The organism is Bartonella sp. CL436QHHD (assembly GCF_042195105.1).
Lineage (GTDB): Bacteria > Pseudomonadota > Alphaproteobacteria > Rhizobiales > Rhizobiaceae > Bartonella.
Genome location: NZ_JBHINR010000071.1, coordinates 1 through 16,608, shown reverse-complemented (window position 1 = coordinate 16,608; position 16,608 = coordinate 1). Strand labels below are relative to the sequence as shown.

Here is a 16,608-nt window from a genome sequence, read left to right as displayed (position 1 = left end):
GCTGTTGATGATGTGAAGAAAGCGCCTGAAGCAGCTGATAAAGCAGCATCTGATGTGATAGAAAAAGCCACTGACGCTGTTGATAAGGCTGTTGATGCTGTTAAAGAAGCTCCTGAAGCAGCTGATAAAGCAGCATCTAGCGCGGTGGAAAAAGCCACTGACGCTGTTAATAAGGCTGTCGATGCTGTAAAAGAAGCACCTGAAGCAGCTGATAAAGCAGCATCTAGCGCGGTGGAAAAAGCCACTGACGCTGTTAATAAGGCTGTCGATGATGTGAAGAAAGCACCTGAAGCAGCTGATAAAGCAGCATCTAGCGCGGTGNAAGCTCCTGAAGCAGCTGATAAAGCAGCATCTAGCGCGGTGGAAAAAGCCACTGACGCTGTTAATAAGGCTGTCGATGCTGTAAAAGAAGCACCTGAAGCAGCTGATAAAGCAGCATCTAGCGCGGTGGAAAAAGCCACTGACGCTGTTAATAAGGCTGTCGATGATGTGAAGAAAGCACCTGAAGCAGCTGATAAAGCAGCATCTAGCGCGGTGGAAAAAGCCACTGACGCTGTTAATAAGGCAATTGATGCTGTAAAAGAAGCTCCTGAAGCAACGGATAAAGCAGCATCTAGCGCGGTGGAAAAAGCCACTGACGCTGTTAATAAGGCTGTCGATGATGTGAAGAAAGCACCTGAAGCAGCTGATAAAGCAGCATCTAGCGCGGTGGAAAAAGCCACTGACGCTGTTAATAAGGCAATTGATGCTGTAAAAGAAGCTCCTGAAGCAACCGATAAAGCAGCATCTAGCGCGATGGAAAAAGCCACTAGTGTTGCGGAGCACCAAGGGATTATTTTAGAGAATCAACAGGCTTTATTTAAAGATTATGATTTAGATAAGCTTTTGCATAAGATACGAATGGTGCTTGAGCATAACAGTCTAAAAAATGTTAACAAGCAGTTTCACGAGCTTTTTGATACAGAAGCCTCTTCTGTTTATTCTTGTTCTTTTGAAAAGTCTGCTGTAGATGAAAAATCTCAGACTGTAAAAGAAGAGATAGAGCAGGACCATAGTACAGGTGATCAGACAAAGGTTGCTGCTGTGGAAGCTAAGGTGGAGAGCCATGATCATGAAAACAGTCAACCTTTTAACAAAGCGCATGAAGTAAGTGCTCCAATTGAAGCACATCAGAGTGACAATCTTTCTTCTTCTAAAGCTTTGTATAAGGAAGGGTATGATTTTATTCGTTCTGCTAACTATGTTGATGCTGAAAAAAGCTTTTGCGCTTTTCAAAATCGTTACAAAAAAGATTCTTTGAGTGATGATGCTTTATTTTGGTTGGCCGAATCTTTGTTGGGGCAAAAACGCTATCATGAAGCAGCACAAGTTTATCTTACCGCATGGTATGCAGATAAAAAGAAGCTCTATACCTCTGAGATTTTGCTGAAATTAGCAAGAAGTATGGTCGCTCTTGAGCCAAATAAAGACGATTGTGCTCATTTTGTGAAAAAATCAAAACGTCAACAAACATTAGCATCTGTTTTTTGTAAATCTGCAAAATAAACAGCGAGGTCGTTTTCGGTGTGCGTTAGACTGGCAAGAAATCTCTTTAAAACATCGGATTTTATTCAATGTCAGAAGTTGATTCTTGCCGTCTCAGGGGGAAGCGATTCTTTGGCTTTGATGTTTTTGGTCAAAGAGCATTTGGAAACTCTCGCATTTCCTCCAGAAATGATTGTTGTCACGGTTGATCATCAATTGCGTAAAGAATCGATGCGTGAAGCAGAAACTGTTGCGAAAATTTGTCGTGTCCATGATATTCAACATATCACTATGCGATGGGAAGGCGAAAAGCCAAAGACGCATATTGCTTCCAGCGCGCGTGTTGCACGCTATGATCTCTTGGTTAAAGAAGCACAAAAACAAGGCGCATCACTTATTATGACGGGGCATACACTCAATGATCAGGTTGAGACCTATCATATGCGGTATCAACGTCTCCAAAAGAATAGAGGTGCTTTATATAGTGAAGCTGTTGCTATGCGCGATGAGGTTTATGCCAGTGGTTTTGCTGGTGCTTTGCGCGGTGAAGCCGAGGGTATACGTGATGAGGATCATACCAGAAAAACGAGAAAAAATATTGCCGAAAAAAACTATGGTTCCCTCTATGAGCGCGGTTTATCCTGTATTCCGCGTGAGGCGTTGTTGCATAGAAAAGTGCGTTTGATTCGGCCACTCCTTGGTGTAAAACGCCAAACATTACGGAATTATTTACGCTTACAAGGACAAACATGGATTGATGATCCAACCAATGAAGATCGCAATTTTGAACGTGTGCGCGTGCGTCAATCTCTTTCTCCACAAAAATTGGCTTATATTGCTCAAAAAATAAATGAAGCCGCATTGCAGCGTCGTCAACAAGCCAAAAATATTGCTGATTTGATCTTAGCGCTGGATATTACTGTCCAACATGGGCGTTGTTTCATAGCAAAGCCTGCGCTATTTTTACAGAAACATTCCAGTTTTCCTTTCGTGGTGGGGCTCTTTGCTGTGCTGATGGGAGGGGGATTTTATTTGCTCCCCAATCAGAAATTAAGCATGCTTGTTCAAAAACTCTGTCTCGATTCTCCAGAAAAGAAGCGTTTTACTTATGCGGGTTCTGTTATTGAATATAACAAGCACGGAATTTCTTTGTGGCGTGAAGGGCGAAATATGAAAGAGGCTATCGTTGAGCCAGATAAAACTTTTATATGGGATGGGCGCTATCATATCACAAATCATGGATATGAGGCTATAAAGGTTGGAGCCGCAAATTTAGAACAGCTGAAATTTTTATTAAAAAATAGCGATTTTGAGCTTGAAAAGCCTCATTTTCCCTCTTTACAATCGCTGCTGATGATCTCAAATCATAAAGGGTATGATATTCCAGAGTTGATTTCTCAAGCAGTTGTTCATAAACATGTTATCGTCAAGCGGATTATGGCACCTTTCGATTGGCTTTCCTCACGAGAAGATGCTGCCTTGGTGAATGTTGTGGAACCTTTTTTTAATATTGAGGTGAAAAGATAAAGGAAAATTACTCTAAAAGAAAATAAACAGCTTCTCATCCCTTGGCAAGGGGCTGACAAGGTTATATGTTAAGGGGAACTGTTTGAAATCTATATTTGATTAAGTGGGCTGAATATGAATTCCAATTACCGCTCTCTCCTTATTTGGGGAGTTATTGCCTTGATTTTGATTGTGTCGTTTTCTCTCTTTAATGGAGATAGCCAACGTTCTGGTGGTGGAGAAGTCTCCTATTCTGAATTTTTGCAAAAAGTTGAGAATAATGAGTTGAAATCTGTGACCATTCAAGGTCAAAAATTAACAGGGAAAACCATTGAACATAGAGCTATTTCAACCTATGCTCCTCGCGATCCAGGTTTGATACAAAAGTTGGAAAGCAAAAACGTCAATGTTAAAGCTATTCCTGAAAGCTCTGGAAATAGCATTTTCCTCAATCTCCTCTTTTCCTTATTACCTGTTATTATTATCGTGGGGGCGTGGGTCTTTTTTATGCGGCAAATGCAAAATGGATCACGTGGTGCAATGGGATTTGGGAAATCGAAAGCAAGATTGCTTAATGAAGCGCAAGGACGTATTACCTTTAAAGATGTTGCTGGCGTTGAAGAAGCAAAGCAAGATCTTCAAGAAATTGTTGAATTTTTACGCGAACCACAAAAATTTCAACGCTTAGGGGGGCGTATCCCACGCGGTGTTTTGCTTGTTGGTCCTCCAGGAACCGGTAAAACTTTGCTAGCTCGTTCTGTGGCAGGTGAAGCCAATGTGCCATTCTTTACCATTTCAGGGTCTGATTTTGTTGAAATGTTTGTTGGTGTTGGGGCAAGCCGTGTGCGCGATATGTTCGAACAGGCTAAAAAAAATGCACCTTGTATTATCTTTATCGATGAAATTGATGCTGTTGGACGCCATCGGGGGGCTGGTCTTGGCGGTGGAAACGATGAACGTGAACAGACCTTAAACCAGTTGCTTGTCGAAATGGATGGGTTTGAGCCCAATGAAAGTATTATTCTTATTGCCGCAACAAACCGTCCTGATGTGCTTGATCCTGCTTTATTGAGACCAGGGCGTTTTGATCGGCAAGTTGTTGTGCCAAACCCTGATGTTTCTGGGCGTGAGCAAATCTTGAAAGTGCATGTGCGCAACGTGCCTTTAGCGCCTAACGTTGATTTGAAAATTTTGGCAAGGGGAACACCAGGATTTTCCGGTGCGGACCTGATGAATCTGGTCAATGAAGCTGCTCTTATGGCTGCGAGCCGTAATAAAAGAGTTGTCACGATGCAAGAATTCGAAGATGCCAAAGATAAGGTGATGATGGGGGCTGAACGTCGTTCAACCGCTATGACACAAGAGGAAAAAGAACTCACTGCTTATCACGAAGCAGGACATGCTATTGTGGCTCTTAATGTGCCGGTTGCTGATCCTGTCCACAAAGCAACAATCGTTCCAAGGGGAAGAGCATTGGGAATGGTGATGCAATTGCCTGAAGGCGATCGCTATTCTATGAGTTATCGGTGGATGATTTCTCGTTTGGCTATTATGATGGGTGGACGTGTGGCTGAAGAATTAAAGTTTGGAAAGGAAAATATCACCTCCGGTGCTTCTTCTGATATTGAGCAAGCAACGAAATTAGCACGTGCAATGATCACACGGTGGGGATTTTCTGATCTGCTTGGAAATGTAGCTTATGGCGATAACCAAGATGAAGTCTTTTTGGGTCATTCTGTTGCGCGAACACAAAATGTCTCTGAAGAAACAGCACGCATGATTGATATGGAAGTGCGTAAGCTTATTGATGATGCCTATAAAAATGCGACAAACATTTTGAAAACAAAAAGAAAAGAATGGTTTGCTTTGGCACAAGGTTTGTTGGAATATGAGACTTTAACGGGAGCTGAAATTAACGAAGTTATTGCAGGAAAGCCTCCTTCACGCACACAGAAAGATGAGGGTGCTGCGCCACGGGGGTCTTCTGTTCCAAAAACTGGAAAAATGAAGACAGAGACAACAGTGGTGGATGAAAAAAACGCTGAAGCAGTCTCTAAAACAGCGCCTCATAAAGTAGAGACCGATAAAGGCGAGGCAGGCAAAGCAGAGGCAGCTGTTGGGAAAAAAACAGCAAAATCCAGTAATGTTGTGCTTAAGGAGGCTCAGTCTAAAGAAGTGCAATCGGATGAGACTGAGAAAAAAGCACAAAGCACAAAAGGTACTACAAAATCAGTCAACCGCTCTAAAAGTAATGCTGAAAAGAAGTCCAATACTGCGGGAGATGATAAAGAAAAATAAGAATTATTTAATACCGCTTGAGTGACGATGTTTTAGGAAAACTTCTAATTTTTTTGAGAAAGGCGCAAGTTTTGTTTGCGCCTTTCTTGTAATATTTGCAAAAATATGGAAGCAAAAAATTAAGCAAAGCCGTTGTATTATGACGGCTTTAGCATGCTACAAGGCGAGGTGGACTGTTGCTTTTCTAATGTGGTAGGGTTGTGAGGTTAGGCGATAGATTTCCTTGCTGATTTTGTAGGGTATGAGGTTTGGTGCTGGGTTTCTTTACGGATTTAGCAAGTGTGTGAGATTATCCGTTGGTTGTATTAAAGGGGTGTATAGAGCATTTTGAGGAGATAATATTGCTTTTATGTGGAAGGGTGTAAACATAATTGCTTGAGAGTGGTTTAGATGTGTAGATGGTGAATAGGGGGCTTGATTGTTTAAATGCATGAAGGTTTAGATCAATGATCTGATTTTATACGGGGAGCGGGGGGACTATTGTACCAAGGGGGCTTGTTAGGGGTTTAAGGAAAAGCCAAGGGAAGAATTATATATTAAAGGAAAGAGGCATGGTGCAAAAATATTTTGGTACAGATGGAATTCGGGGGAAAGCCAATTCATTTCCTATGACACCCGATTTTGCCATGAAGGTGGGGATGGCTGTAGGGGTTTTATTTCGCTCACAACATCAATCTCATCGTGTGGTGATTGGCAAGGATACACGATTATCTGGTTATATGTTGGAAAACGCTTTGGTTTCAGGATTGACTGCTGCGGGGATGGAAGCTTTTTTATTGGGTCCAGTGCCAACCCCTGCTGTTGCAATGCTTTGCCGCTCTTTGCGAGCGGATCTTGGAGTGATGATTTCTGCTTCTCATAATCCGTTCTATGATAATGGAATTAAACTTTTTGGTCCTGATGGTTTTAAACTTTCAGATGATATGGAAGCCAAAATTGAACAATTGATCGATACAGATCTTTCAAAATCTTTAGCAAGTTCTGCCGAAATTGGTTATGCAAAACGGGTTGAGGGGGATATTTATCGTTATATTGAATATGCCAAACGAACTTTGCCGCGTGATGTTCGCTTAGATACTGTGCGTATTGTTGTGGATTGTGCCAATGGGGCTGCTTATAAAGCGGCTCCCCGTGCTTTATGGGAATTGGGGGCTGAGGTTTTTGCTATTCATGATGAACCCAATGGGACCAATATTAATCAAAAATGTGGATCAACCGATTTAAGCTCTTTAAAACGAAAAGTGCATGAAGTGCGTGCTGATGTGGGGATTGCTCTTGATGGAGATGGAGATCGTGTTCTCATTGTTGATGAAAAAGCACAAACGGTTGATGGAGATCAGTTGATTGCTGTAATTGCTGAAAATTGGCATAAAATGGGACGATTACGGTGTAATGGTGTTGTCACAACGATTATGTCAAATCTTGGACTGGAACGTTTCTTGAATAGCAAAGGGTTGCACCTTGTAAGGACAAAAGTTGGAGATCGTTATGTTGTCGATGCCATGCGCCAAAAGGGATATAATGTTGGTGGTGAGGCTTCTGGCCATATCGTGCTCAGTGATTTTGGCACAACGGGTGATGGCTTGGTGGCTGCATTGCAGATTTTAGCCTGTATGAAGGAAAGTCAAAGCCCTATGAGCCAATTGTGTAAACGGTTTGAACCTGTACCGCAAATTTTAAAAAATGTAACGATTAAAAATAAAAATGTCCTGAAAAAAAATCCAGTCAAAACGGCCATTGATCAAGCAGAGAAGCGGTTGGGAAAAGAGGCACGGCTGGTGATCCGTGCTTCTGGAACTGAGCCGGTTATCCGCCTTATGGCTGAAGGCGATGCACGAGAAGTATTGGACACTGTCGTGACAGAGTTGATGGATGTTATTATTCATCATGATGTACGCATGGGGACTGCACTTGAGGAATCTTGATTTTTTTGAGAAAATTATCAGATCATCTTTGAATAAAGGTCTGATTTTAATGCGGGATTTTGGCAATTACAAAAGGTATGATTATTAACTCTGTTAGTGATGTAATAACGGTAATGGATACTCTATCTACGAACAAATTAAATAAAAAAGGGAAAAGTCTAATTCTAATAACTACAATGCGTATAGAGTTCTCTATAGTTCGTAAGATATAAAAAATATGCCTTTTTTTGATTTTCCTTTTTCTTTTACTTATTCGTAAACCGGTTATTAGTTTAACAGAGTTTGTAGGGGGAGTTTATTAGTGTTATTCATTCTTTTTACTGGACATATAGCGGGTGCAGCGCCCCATGAACATCAAACAGCAATGGTCATTGTGGTTATATCATCTTGATGTTTCTAAGTGCCGCTGCCAATTGGAGATATGATACGCTCCTATTACGTTTAGCTCCTCCTAATTATGAACTTATACTTTTCCAATAATTAGTAGAATAATGAGAAAGAGATGAGAATGATCGATTTTTTCACGACAGTTCTAATGTTTATAAAGTAAAAAAAGCCGTGTGATGTAAAAATAATGAACATTTTTTGGATCTTGGAGGGGGACACTCTATATTCATTTATGATTTTAGGATTTAAACATAAAAGGATTGAAGCCTTCTATAATACTGGTACGACTGAAGGGATTAGAACCGCCCATGCTCAAAAATTAAAGCGTATTCTAAGTGCTCTTGAAGGAGATGTATCGCCAAAAGATTTTGAGTTATCCGTCCTTTTGATTACATCTGCTAAAAGGTGATTTCAAGGATTATTAGTCAATTACTGTAAATGGAAATTGTCGCGTAATATTTCGCTTTGATAGCATAGATGTCGAAATGGTTGATTATCTGGATTGTCATCAAAAAGCAGGTCTAAACAATGATGAAGAATCCTTCACATCCCGGTGAATTATTGTGAGAAGATGTGATCAAAGAGCTTAGTTTATCCGTTAATGAAGCAGCAGAGTAGCTTGGTATATCTCGTGTAGCACTTTCTAGAGTTTTAAATGGAAAAGCCGCTATGAGTGCTAATCTTGCTATTAGGCTTGAAATGTCTGGTGTAAGCACAGCACGTGCTTGGCTTGCTATGCAAACAAATTATGATCTATCAAAAAAAAATCCTTAACAACAGTCTCATGATCAAGATTGCATAAAAGAGTTTCAAATGGCAGTTAAGTTTTTGCAACAGAGACGTATACAAGAGCTAAATCATGCGTATGAGCCGTACAAGGTCAAAAGATGTAACGCGGATAAGACAAGGAATAAAATCTTGTTTCTATAGTCTGTTTGGCTATAATAAATATAAGCAAAGGAGGGTTTTAATATGTTGAGTGAAGAGGAAATTAAGCTGCGTCGCTTTTATGCTGAAAATGCATTGGCAAGCCAACGTTTAGAGGGATTAGAGCCAGATCCAAAAGTCGTTGAGCAAATGGAACGTGTTATTATTGGAGAGCTCGAAACAAGTGATATCCTCAAAGATTATATGGAGAGGGTAAAACGTGGAGAAGTATAAGGGGAGCGGCGATTCTTATACTGATCCTGAAACTGGTGTGATGTATAATCGGTTTGGTATTAAAGACAAAGCCACGCTGCAACGTGTAGAATCTACGATTTCTTATGTGAAATCTTTCGAATTTGTACATACTCCTATTGGTGGTAAGTTTGATCTGGATTACATGAAAGAGATTCATAGAAGACTGTTTGGCGACATATATGAATGGGCGGGACAAGTTCGTTTAGTGGATATTGCCAAAGGCAATAGTATGTTTGCTAGTTATAATCAGATTGAAAGTTATGCACCGAAGATTACAAAAAAGCTTGCAAAAGAACAGTATCTGCGTGGTCTTGGCGCTTATGACTTTAGCCAAAGGGCTGGGTATTACATGGGCGAGTTGAATGCGTTGCATCCGTTTCGAGAGGGGAATGGGCGCACTCAGCGCGAATTTATGGTGCAACTTGCTCGTGAAGCTGGTTATCATATCAACTGGAAGGGTATTGAGCGACAAGAAATGACACGTGCGTCAATTGAAGCACATTTTGGTAATTCAGAATATCTGTCTGCACTCATCTATAAGAACCTTACCAAGTTTACAGAAAATAAAAGGGATGATGTTTCTCAAGGTATTGGCAAAAATATTGCTTTTGGCGTTGATCTTAATAAAGAGTGCTTGGAACAACAAAAAGAGAAGATTGAAACTCCTTGGGATAGAGAAAAGACAAGTTTTGCTAAACGTCAAAAAGAAGAACTTGAACAATTACAAAATGATTTGAATGTTGTTGCAAAAGCAACAGAAAAAGCTCCATACCTTGCTGCTTATATAGATAATTCTAATTTAGAACAGAAAGCGCTAAGCGCTCTTAGGAATGAAAAATCTTATGTTAATATGTTTAAGGAGTTAAACAGTCGTTTAGCATTTATTTATAGAGATCCACAAGAGGCTGCGCTTAGGATTGAGCAAACGATTTTAGCAGGTAAAGGCGATAAACTCTCTGATATTTTGGATAGGGCACCTGATAGAGCAGGCGAACTGCGTGGGTCAGATCGTTTTATCGATAAATTGAAGGCTACAGGAAAAGAACGAAAAGAAGCGCTTTATCATGTTCCTCGTGCACTTTCTTCTATTGAAAAGCTTCAATCCTTTTATAAGAATTCTTATGAGATACATATGGATAGTGTTACACGGGAGCGTGAACAGTTAAAAGTTGAAGTCCCCTCGCTTTCACAAGAAGCAGTGACTTTTATAAAAAATGTTGAAGCTGGTTGTGATAGTTATTCAAAGATACCAGAGCAGGTTAATCAAGAGTTTTTAAAGCTACAAATTGTTTTAGATAAACGTTTTGGACATGATGCCATTCATAAATATGGTTTTGATTTATCAAAAGCAATCCCCAAAGAACAGTCTTATAATAAAGAACGCATAAAAGAGTTTCAAATGGCAGTTAAGTTTTTGCAACAGAGACAACAGGAGAAAATCAACGCAATAGCGCGTGCAAGATCAATAGATATGATACGGTAAGGGCAAGGATAAAGCCTTATGCTGTATAAGCCCTATTAAGCCATACGGTAAAAGAGAGGTAATCAAAGGAGGTGTTTAATATGGGTGTGACAAAAGATGTTGTATGTGCCTGCATAGATAGGGCGTTAAAAAAAATCCGATGAAATATTAGCAAGTTTAGGACTTCCGGTGTCTGATTTTATCCGGATTGCTTTGACAAAAGTTGTTCATGAAAAAGGATTGCCGTTTGATATGTCTATTTCTAATGCGAAAACGCTTAAAACTTTCGAGAAAAGTGACAAGGGTTAAGAGAAGTGACAAGGGTAAAGAGGTATGTATTGCTAAAGATAGGTAAGATTTGTTTTGTCATTTGGATATTTGATATTTCTGATCATTCACTTCAAATTAGCTTTTAATTTACATCATTATCGTTATGGGTGTTTCCGTATATTGAATGATGTATGCAAACCGTGATTGAAACGGCAGCTTATTGAATTTCTGCAAAAGAAGAAGGCATATCGCTTGAAGAATTATTTGATATTGTTTCTTTTATTGCTACTCATTCAGATGCTGGTGATTTTATGGAAGGTACGGGAGGGGAAGCCAAGGAAAGTTAGGTTTTAAAGCATAAGAGTAAAAGAGGGAGATATCAGGTTATACCCTTTTTTGGTGGTCAAAATATTTCGGTGTTGATCGAAGATGTTTACAGTCAATCATCTTGGGGAAATTTGATAAAATCAGAAAGGAATGCGTTGAAGAAAATTTTTATATTGCGCCTTGATGAATATCGAAAAGAAAAATAATAGATAAGGCAAGTAAAGCAGGATCTCGTATATTACAAGGAGCTCGTGAAGCTCTTGTCTGAAGCTAAAGGTGAAGCGGATACTAAATTTGGTATCTATATTCCTGCAAATGTTGATGTCAAAAAAAATCAGAAAAAATATAGGGTTATAGATATCATTTTCGGCACGTTTTGGTTTTCCTGTGGGGCGCATTCGTGATTGGGAATGGGGATGATATTTTTACTTCTTTTTACTTGTTGTTTTCGATTATTGACACTGAACTTGAAGCGATTAATCGTGTTTTTAAGAAAGCTCTATTGGTATAGTTTTTGCTTATAAAAAAGGGTGTGAGGGGTAGCGTTTTTTAAAAAGCATCACGGCGTTTGAAGGGGTCGTAATAGATTTCTGTTACACGAAATTTTCCTTCGAGGCGTTTACATTGGATGATGACATCTATCATCGAGATTAATAAGCCGCGGATATCATCGCGCGCTAAATTACCACCACCGTCACTTTCTTTGACTAAAAGGGTCATTTGTTCAAAGGCTGCAAGGGCTGTTGAGGCATGGACGGTGGTAATGGAGCCGGGGTGACCAGAATTGACATTACGGATGTAGTAAAAGGCTGTACCATCACGCAGCTCTTGTAGAAGGATTCTGTCGGGGCGCATGCGTAATCCTGATTCAAGCAGTTCTTTTGCACCTGCTTTTGCTAAGCCTTGGTTATCTTTTGAATAAAAGAGCTGCACTTTGTTGGCGTGCGGAACGACAAGTTCTGGTGTGTCTTCAATGGTGAGAATTCGTTCATAGTCAGGGATTTTTGCAATCAAAGCTTTGGAGAGGGTTGTTTTACCAGAACCGGTTTTGCCCGATATTAAGATATTTTGTTGTGTAATAACGGCTCTTTCTAAAAAGGTGCAAAAGTCTTTGGCCAGAAACAAATCTGTTAGTTTTTTGTCTGTATCAGAGAGTTCGGATAACCGTTCTGTCATTTGTTGCGTGGGTGTGAAACTGGTGTTTTGGGCAACAGAAAAAAGATTGTTTTCATGTAAACTTTCAAGAGAAAAAGTGCGTGATGAAGGTTTACGAATGGTCATGCTAATGGTATTGGCTGCAACTGCTGGAGGCATAACAATTTGTATGCGTTCGTTGTTTGGCAGTGTTGCGGAGAGAACGGGGTTTTCTACACTGATTTTTTGTGTTGTGTAGGCAGCAACAACTTTTGCAATCCCTTCTAGTTCGCTGTAGGTTAGTTCTTTTAAGATGTGGGTTTGCCAACCATTGGGACCCTCAACGATTACTTCGCCAGGGCGATTGATAACAATTTCAAATAAATTCTCATCATTGAGGAAATCATCTAAGATCTTTAATTTTGTTAAAACGATGGAGGCGCGTTCTGCATTTTTTGCTGATGGCATAATGTGACTTTATTGGCTTAATGAAAAAAGGAATAGCTGGGAGTAGAGCGGTTTCTTTTGCTCTTTACGACTAGTTTATAGACAGAGGAAAAATCGAGATCTTTTGCTACGAAAATGTTGACGAGTTCGCCTTGAAATTTTTCTAGGGTAGGGGGGATGTTGATTTGATTTTCAAGAGCAATACTGGCGGCCTCTTTTCCAGTGTTGTTTGCGCCTTCAAAACCGCCGCCTCCAGAGTTGTTTGAACCTTCTTTATTGGAATTGCCTACTATTTTATTTGTTAAAACTGTTGTGGCACCATCAATAACGGTGAGTAAAAGGGAAGAGCCAAAGCGTTCCCACCAATGGGTGTTGATGTTGCCATCAAAACCGGCTCTGCCTAAACTGTCGGTTGCGGGTGAGGCAAGGTCGATGATGACACCGGTTGGGGTTTTTGCTCTTGTCCAGAGTACAAAGAGGCGAGATTGACCTTGTTTTATCCCTCCGCGGTATTCGCCAATCACTTGGGTTCCTTTATCAAGCAAAACAACGCGCCCATTGTCAGAGAGGATATCACGGTTGATGATGCAGCTTGCAAAGCCTGGTTGCTCACTGTTTAATGCGGTTTCTAAGATACAGGGAATAGAGGTTCCCATGGCGATGATAAAGTTTCTATTGCCGATGAGTTTTGCTTTTGCTTTTGCTTCTTCTGTTTTGGTAGGCTTTAATAGGGTTGCAAAATTTTGTGTGTCTTGAAGGGCAGGAGAATTTTGCGCATTCGCGAGATTTTCAAGGGCATGGAATTTTTCAAAGGGGTTGAGAGTCGTGTTGACGATGTCTTTTAATTGAGATTTAGAGCCTTTGGCAAAAGCGAGAACAGGGGCACGTCTTGCGGCATCAAGTAGTGGGTCATCTTTTTTGGGTTCTTGTGCGAGTGGTTGTGGGGGTGGTAAGGTTATTGGCGCTATGTTGGCACGCGGGTCAGAGGGCGCGAGCTCTAAAGGGGCGAGGGAATTGTGAAAGCTTTTTTCTTGTTTTTTATGAGCTTTTGCGGTGTCTTTTTGTTCTGTGGGGGAGGATAAGATGTTCCAGAGCACATAGCCGCAGATTCCTATACAGGCTATTGCGACAACTATTTTTTTGCCAGCGCTTTTGGCGCTATTGTTTTTGCCATCCCCAATAGATCCGCGATCTTCGATGATTGATTTATCACTCATGTGTTGTCCCCTTCAATTCCCGCTTATTTAAAGATCTGATGCAATTTTACGTTCAACAGATGGTGAGGTTGTTCCGGTATTTGGATTTGTGCCTTTTGGTTGATAGGCTTCGTTAAAGACGCATAGGACGTTTTTTCCCTGTCTTAGGGTGAAGCGTGCGCTAATGGCATGGACAATCACCATGTTGCCTCTTGTGGTTTTGGGAACCAGCGATTCTGTACCGTCATTGCTGACAATGTAAATGGCAGGGATTTCTTGGTTGTCTGGAAATGTAAATGTTGTGGTTTTGCCATTGTCATAAACGGAGGAGGGTTCGAGAGTGATAGAGCCTTGAGCGGTGTAAGCCCAATTGCGAGGTCCGTAGGTTTCAGAAGCGTTGAAGACATTATCGATACGCTGGGCTTGTTGTTTTTCTTGTCGCATAAGGGCTGCGAGTCTTCTTTGTTCTGCTTCTTCTTGTGGGTAGCGAAATTTCACAAGGAAATATGTTTCTTGTCCAGATGAAATTTCTCCATCTTTGACCATGAGTTCAAATTGATAGGAGCGCTTTGAGCCATCAAGCTTTGTGGTGACGACTTGGAGATTGGTAATGGGTTGGACTTCCCGCGCTTTAAGGAAAAGAATATTGCCAGCGGGGGCGACTTCCCATGCAACGCTGTTGCCAATTGCCACATGGGCAATTTCTTCATTGGGAGAAAATTCTATTTGTACCGATGAGCGTATGGAGCCAATAATTTTTGTGACATTATAGGCATCATAGTTGATAAAGCGAATGCGGCTATCGCTTGGCGCACGAGTGGGAAAAATACTGGCATGGCTAGGCGTTAAAGAAAGGGTAATAGCGATGTTAAGAATGAGAAAAAGAATTTTTTTTGTCATGATCAGTTGACCACTTCCGGATCGGTTCTATATTCACTAACAATAAACCCTAGAGGATTTATCAAACGGTTTTGGACAGAGATAGGGGCATTGATATATTCAAAGGTAAGTGTTGCAACCCAGTGGGTGATGAATTCTTTGTTGGTTTCATTGTCATGAATGGTTCTGTAGTAACGCACTTGGGCGACATCGTCATTGATAAAGGAGATTGATTTTATTGTTATTGTAACGGCGGCGTGTTTATAGAGAATTTGAGGACTTTGGGGATTTCTTGCTCCATACCAGCTGGCAAATCTTTCCTGTTCTTCTGAAGAAGAGAGGAGGGAGACGGTTTGGAAGTTGTGTTGTGTTTCTTCTGTGGTGAAGCCTTCACGGGAGCGGACATATTTTGCAGCAAAGTAGCGTGTGATTGCTTCATCGACATTGGTGGGACCTTCTTTTAGGGCTTCCACAACTTCGGTGATGCCAGTTGAATTGTCGACGCGGATGACAAAAGGTTCCACGGTTTTAAGGGGCGTGAGGGTGATGACCGCGAGAGAAGACAGTATTGCAACCGCAACCGCGATGCCGGCAATGGCAAGCGAGACGCGGGTGGTGCGGCGTGAGGCGAGCATGCGATCTTGATCAAACGAGCGCGCTTCAGCAATGTATTGTTCTATGTCTTTTTCTTTCATGCTTTTTGCCCGCAATTTTTGTAAGATTTGATTTCTTCATCCGTTAATTTTTGTGCCAGAAGCATTTCCAGCTTACCTTCTACGGGTGAAGGGGTGTTGTTACTGATGATAATGGGTGTGGGCGTGGGTTTTTTCCCTTCCCAATTCCACATTGATCTGTTGAGTGGACGTTTAGAATATCCATCACATTTTGGGAGTGACTTCAGTGTGTTTGGTGAAGACACACAGCCACTGAGAAAGAGAAATGGTAAGATAATCCCAATTTTTTTAAATTCCCGCATTTGAACTTAGACCTTTTTTAATAGTGATGCTAATTTTTTAATGCCCCTTGTTGCTGCATTAGCAGCTCGTCCACTTAGTTGAGCCGTTGCTTTAGCAACTGGTCCTGATCCTGTAAGAGAAGCCCCCCCAGAGGCTAAAGCTGATGCGATATCAGGGAGTCTGAGGAAAAGGTAAATACCACCAAGACCAACAACCAAGAACTGAATTAAAGTAGTGAAGATATTTGTAATATCTCCTGAAAAAACTTTCATTGAAATGTTAACATATAAACCACCAAGCAGCACGACTAACACATATAAAATGATGAAGTTTGCAACTTGCCCTAACCATGCTTCTGTGAATTTTCTGGTTGAGGAAAACATATAGAGGCTTATGAAGAGTGGTCCTATTGATAGGACAAGAAACAAACCCAATTTAGCAAATAATGAAACAACAAAACCGACTAGACAAAAAAAGGCAGCAGCAACTAGGCAGATAAAACCAGCAATCCATGTCGCAATAAACATCCCCATTTGAGTCAGACCTGTGTATTGGTTTGCTGCGTCCAAAACCTGTGCTCCAGCTTGGTTCATCATATTGTCCCATACATTTCGATCCGAATGTGCACCTTGTGTGACATTTGCAATGGCATTTGGCAGATCATGGAAAAATATACCACTGACCCACTCATTATAAACATCGGCCTTTGTGGCAAGTGAAACAACGATGCCGAGTTTGAAAGTTGTCGCTATAAATTCCCATAAGGGCATGGAAGAACGCCCATAGATGATATTGTAGCCCATAAATATAATGTAAATTGTACAAGACAGTTTAAGCGGAGCACCTAAGCTTGATGAAAGATGGGCAATGGCGTCATTCATTGTCTTTGTAAGGGGATCCATCAACATATTGTCTATCTTAGTGAATATGCCTTTGCTTTCTACTGCCATTGAGATGCTCCGCTCTTCATTATGTCTTAATGGTTATTTTGTTGTTCTTCTGCCGCGCGCTCTTTTGCTCTTCGTTCTTCTTCAGCGCGTGTTTCCGCTCTTTGTTTTTCGAGTATTTTTTGAGTCTCAGCCTCCCTTTTTTCAAGTCTGGCTTTTTGTTTCGCC

14 protein-coding genes and 1 pseudogene are annotated in these 16,608 nt (G+C 40.9%); 9 read left to right on the top strand and 6 right to left on the bottom strand.

What is annotated here, in order from left to right; translation table 11 throughout:
• The 9 genes and pseudogenes from ACFIKN_RS08310 to ACFIKN_RS08270 all read left to right on the top strand — a co-directional run.
• A partial coding sequence (locus ACFIKN_RS08310; protein ID WP_375658233.1) for a tol-pal system protein occupies positions 1-1,545 on the top strand: 1,545 nt, incomplete at its 5' end.
• Positions 1,546-1,563: 18 nt separating this feature from the next.
• Positions 1,564-3,051, top strand: a complete 1,488-nt coding sequence (tilS, locus tag ACFIKN_RS08305) for a tRNA lysidine(34) synthetase TilS (RefSeq protein WP_375658232.1) — start codon at positions 1,564-1,566, stop codon at positions 3,049-3,051.
• Between the two features lie 114 nt (positions 3,052-3,165).
• Positions 3,166-5,328: an ATP-dependent zinc metalloprotease FtsH gene (gene ftsH, locus ACFIKN_RS08300; protein ID WP_375630939.1), complete on the top strand. Its 2,163-nt coding sequence runs from the start codon at positions 3,166-3,168 to the stop codon at positions 5,326-5,328.
• Between the two features lie 551 nt (positions 5,329-5,879).
• Positions 5,880-7,253 carry a phosphoglucosamine mutase gene (gene glmM / locus ACFIKN_RS08295; protein WP_375617881.1) on the top strand — a complete coding sequence of 458 codons (1,374 nt, stop codon included), beginning with the start codon at positions 5,880-5,882 and terminating at the stop codon, positions 7,251-7,253.
• Positions 7,254-7,827: 574 nt separating this feature from the next.
• Positions 7,828-8,049, top strand: coding sequence for a hypothetical protein (locus tag ACFIKN_RS08290; RefSeq protein WP_375630940.1), 222 nt, complete (start codon positions 7,828-7,830; stop codon positions 8,047-8,049).
• Positions 8,050-8,213: 164 nt separating this feature from the next.
• Positions 8,214-8,414 (top strand): annotated as a pseudogene (locus tag ACFIKN_RS08285) (HigA family addiction module antitoxin).
• Between the two features lie 198 nt (positions 8,415-8,612).
• Positions 8,613-8,801 (top strand): antitoxin VbhA family protein, encoded by a 189-nt coding sequence (locus tag ACFIKN_RS08280; RefSeq protein ID WP_273790453.1) that lies wholly within the window; start codon positions 8,613-8,615, stop codon positions 8,799-8,801.
• Positions 8,788-10,305 carry a type II toxin-antitoxin system protein adenylyltransferase VbhT gene (gene vbhT / locus ACFIKN_RS08275; protein ID WP_375658231.1) on the top strand — a complete coding sequence of 506 codons (1,518 nt, stop codon included), beginning with the start codon at positions 8,788-8,790 and terminating at the stop codon, positions 10,303-10,305. The genes ACFIKN_RS08280 and vbhT overlap by 14 nt, the downstream gene beginning before the upstream one ends.
• A gap of 168 nt (positions 10,306-10,473) precedes the next feature.
• Positions 10,474-10,593, top strand: coding sequence for a type II toxin-antitoxin system RelB/DinJ family antitoxin (locus tag ACFIKN_RS08270; RefSeq protein ID WP_375630941.1), 120 nt, complete (start codon positions 10,474-10,476; stop codon positions 10,591-10,593).
• 837 nt (positions 10,594-11,430) lie between these two features.
• On the opposite strand, the gene virB11 is transcribed toward ACFIKN_RS08270, so the two are convergent.
• Genes virB11 through ACFIKN_RS08240 form a run of 6 tightly spaced genes read right to left on the bottom strand, consistent with a single transcriptional unit; the run spans position 11,431 to position 16,443 of the window.
• Positions 11,431-12,483 (bottom strand): P-type DNA transfer ATPase VirB11, encoded by a 1,053-nt coding sequence (gene virB11 / locus ACFIKN_RS08265; RefSeq protein WP_375630942.1) that lies wholly within the window; start codon positions 12,481-12,483, stop codon positions 11,431-11,433.
• Positions 12,484-12,500: 17 nt separating this feature from the next.
• Positions 12,501-13,679 (bottom strand): type IV secretion system protein VirB10, encoded by a 1,179-nt coding sequence (virB10, locus tag ACFIKN_RS08260; protein WP_375654365.1) that lies wholly within the window; start codon positions 13,677-13,679, stop codon positions 12,501-12,503.
• Between the two features lie 27 nt (positions 13,680-13,706).
• Positions 13,707-14,558, bottom strand: coding sequence for a P-type conjugative transfer protein VirB9 (gene virB9 / locus ACFIKN_RS08255; protein WP_375630944.1), 852 nt, complete (start codon positions 14,556-14,558; stop codon positions 13,707-13,709).
• Positions 14,559-14,560: 2 nt separating this feature from the next.
• Positions 14,561-15,232, bottom strand: a complete 672-nt coding sequence (locus tag ACFIKN_RS08250) for a virB8 family protein (protein ID WP_375630945.1) — start codon at positions 15,230-15,232, stop codon at positions 14,561-14,563.
• Entirely contained in the window at positions 15,229-15,513 is a 285-nt protein-coding gene (locus ACFIKN_RS08245) for a type IV secretion protein VblB7 (RefSeq protein WP_375620968.1), read from the bottom strand. The genes ACFIKN_RS08250 and ACFIKN_RS08245 overlap by 4 nt, the downstream gene beginning before the upstream one ends.
• A gap of 6 nt (positions 15,514-15,519) precedes the next feature.
• Positions 15,520-16,443, bottom strand: a complete 924-nt coding sequence (locus ACFIKN_RS08240) for a type IV secretion system protein (RefSeq protein ID WP_375658230.1) — start codon at positions 16,441-16,443, stop codon at positions 15,520-15,522.
• Positions 16,444-16,608: the final 165 nt, after the last annotated feature.

What these genes read in the sequence shown, in the direction of transcription:
- virB9 (WP_375630944.1), bottom strand. Translation starts at nt 14,558, where the DNA reads ATGACAAAAAAAATTCTTTTTCTCATTCTTAACATCGCTATTACCCTT.
- ACFIKN_RS08280 (WP_273790453.1), top strand. Translation starts at nt 8,613, where the DNA reads ATGTTGAGTGAAGAGGAAATTAAGCTGCGTCGCTTTTATGCTGAAAAT.
- ACFIKN_RS08240 (WP_375658230.1), bottom strand. Translation starts at nt 16,443, where the DNA reads ATGGCAGTAGAAAGCAAAGGCATATTCACTAAGATAGACAATATGTTG.
- virB11 (WP_375630942.1), bottom strand. Translation starts at nt 12,483, where the DNA reads ATGCCATCAGCAAAAAATGCAGAACGCGCCTCCATCGTTTTAACAAAA.
- glmM (WP_375617881.1), top strand. Translation starts at nt 5,880, where the DNA reads ATGGTGCAAAAATATTTTGGTACAGATGGAATTCGGGGGAAAGCCAAT.
- ACFIKN_RS08290 (WP_375630940.1), top strand. Translation starts at nt 7,828, where the DNA reads ATGAACATTTTTTGGATCTTGGAGGGGGACACTCTATATTCATTTATG.
- ftsH (WP_375630939.1), top strand. Translation starts at nt 3,166, where the DNA reads ATGAATTCCAATTACCGCTCTCTCCTTATTTGGGGAGTTATTGCCTTG.
- ACFIKN_RS08250 (WP_375630945.1), bottom strand. Translation starts at nt 15,232, where the DNA reads ATGAAAGAAAAAGACATAGAACAATACATTGCTGAAGCGCGCTCGTTT.
- virB10 (WP_375654365.1), bottom strand. Translation starts at nt 13,679, where the DNA reads ATGAGTGATAAATCAATCATCGAAGATCGCGGATCTATTGGGGATGGC.
- ACFIKN_RS08245 (WP_375620968.1), bottom strand. Translation starts at nt 15,513, where the DNA reads ATGCGGGAATTTAAAAAAATTGGGATTATCTTACCATTTCTCTTTCTC.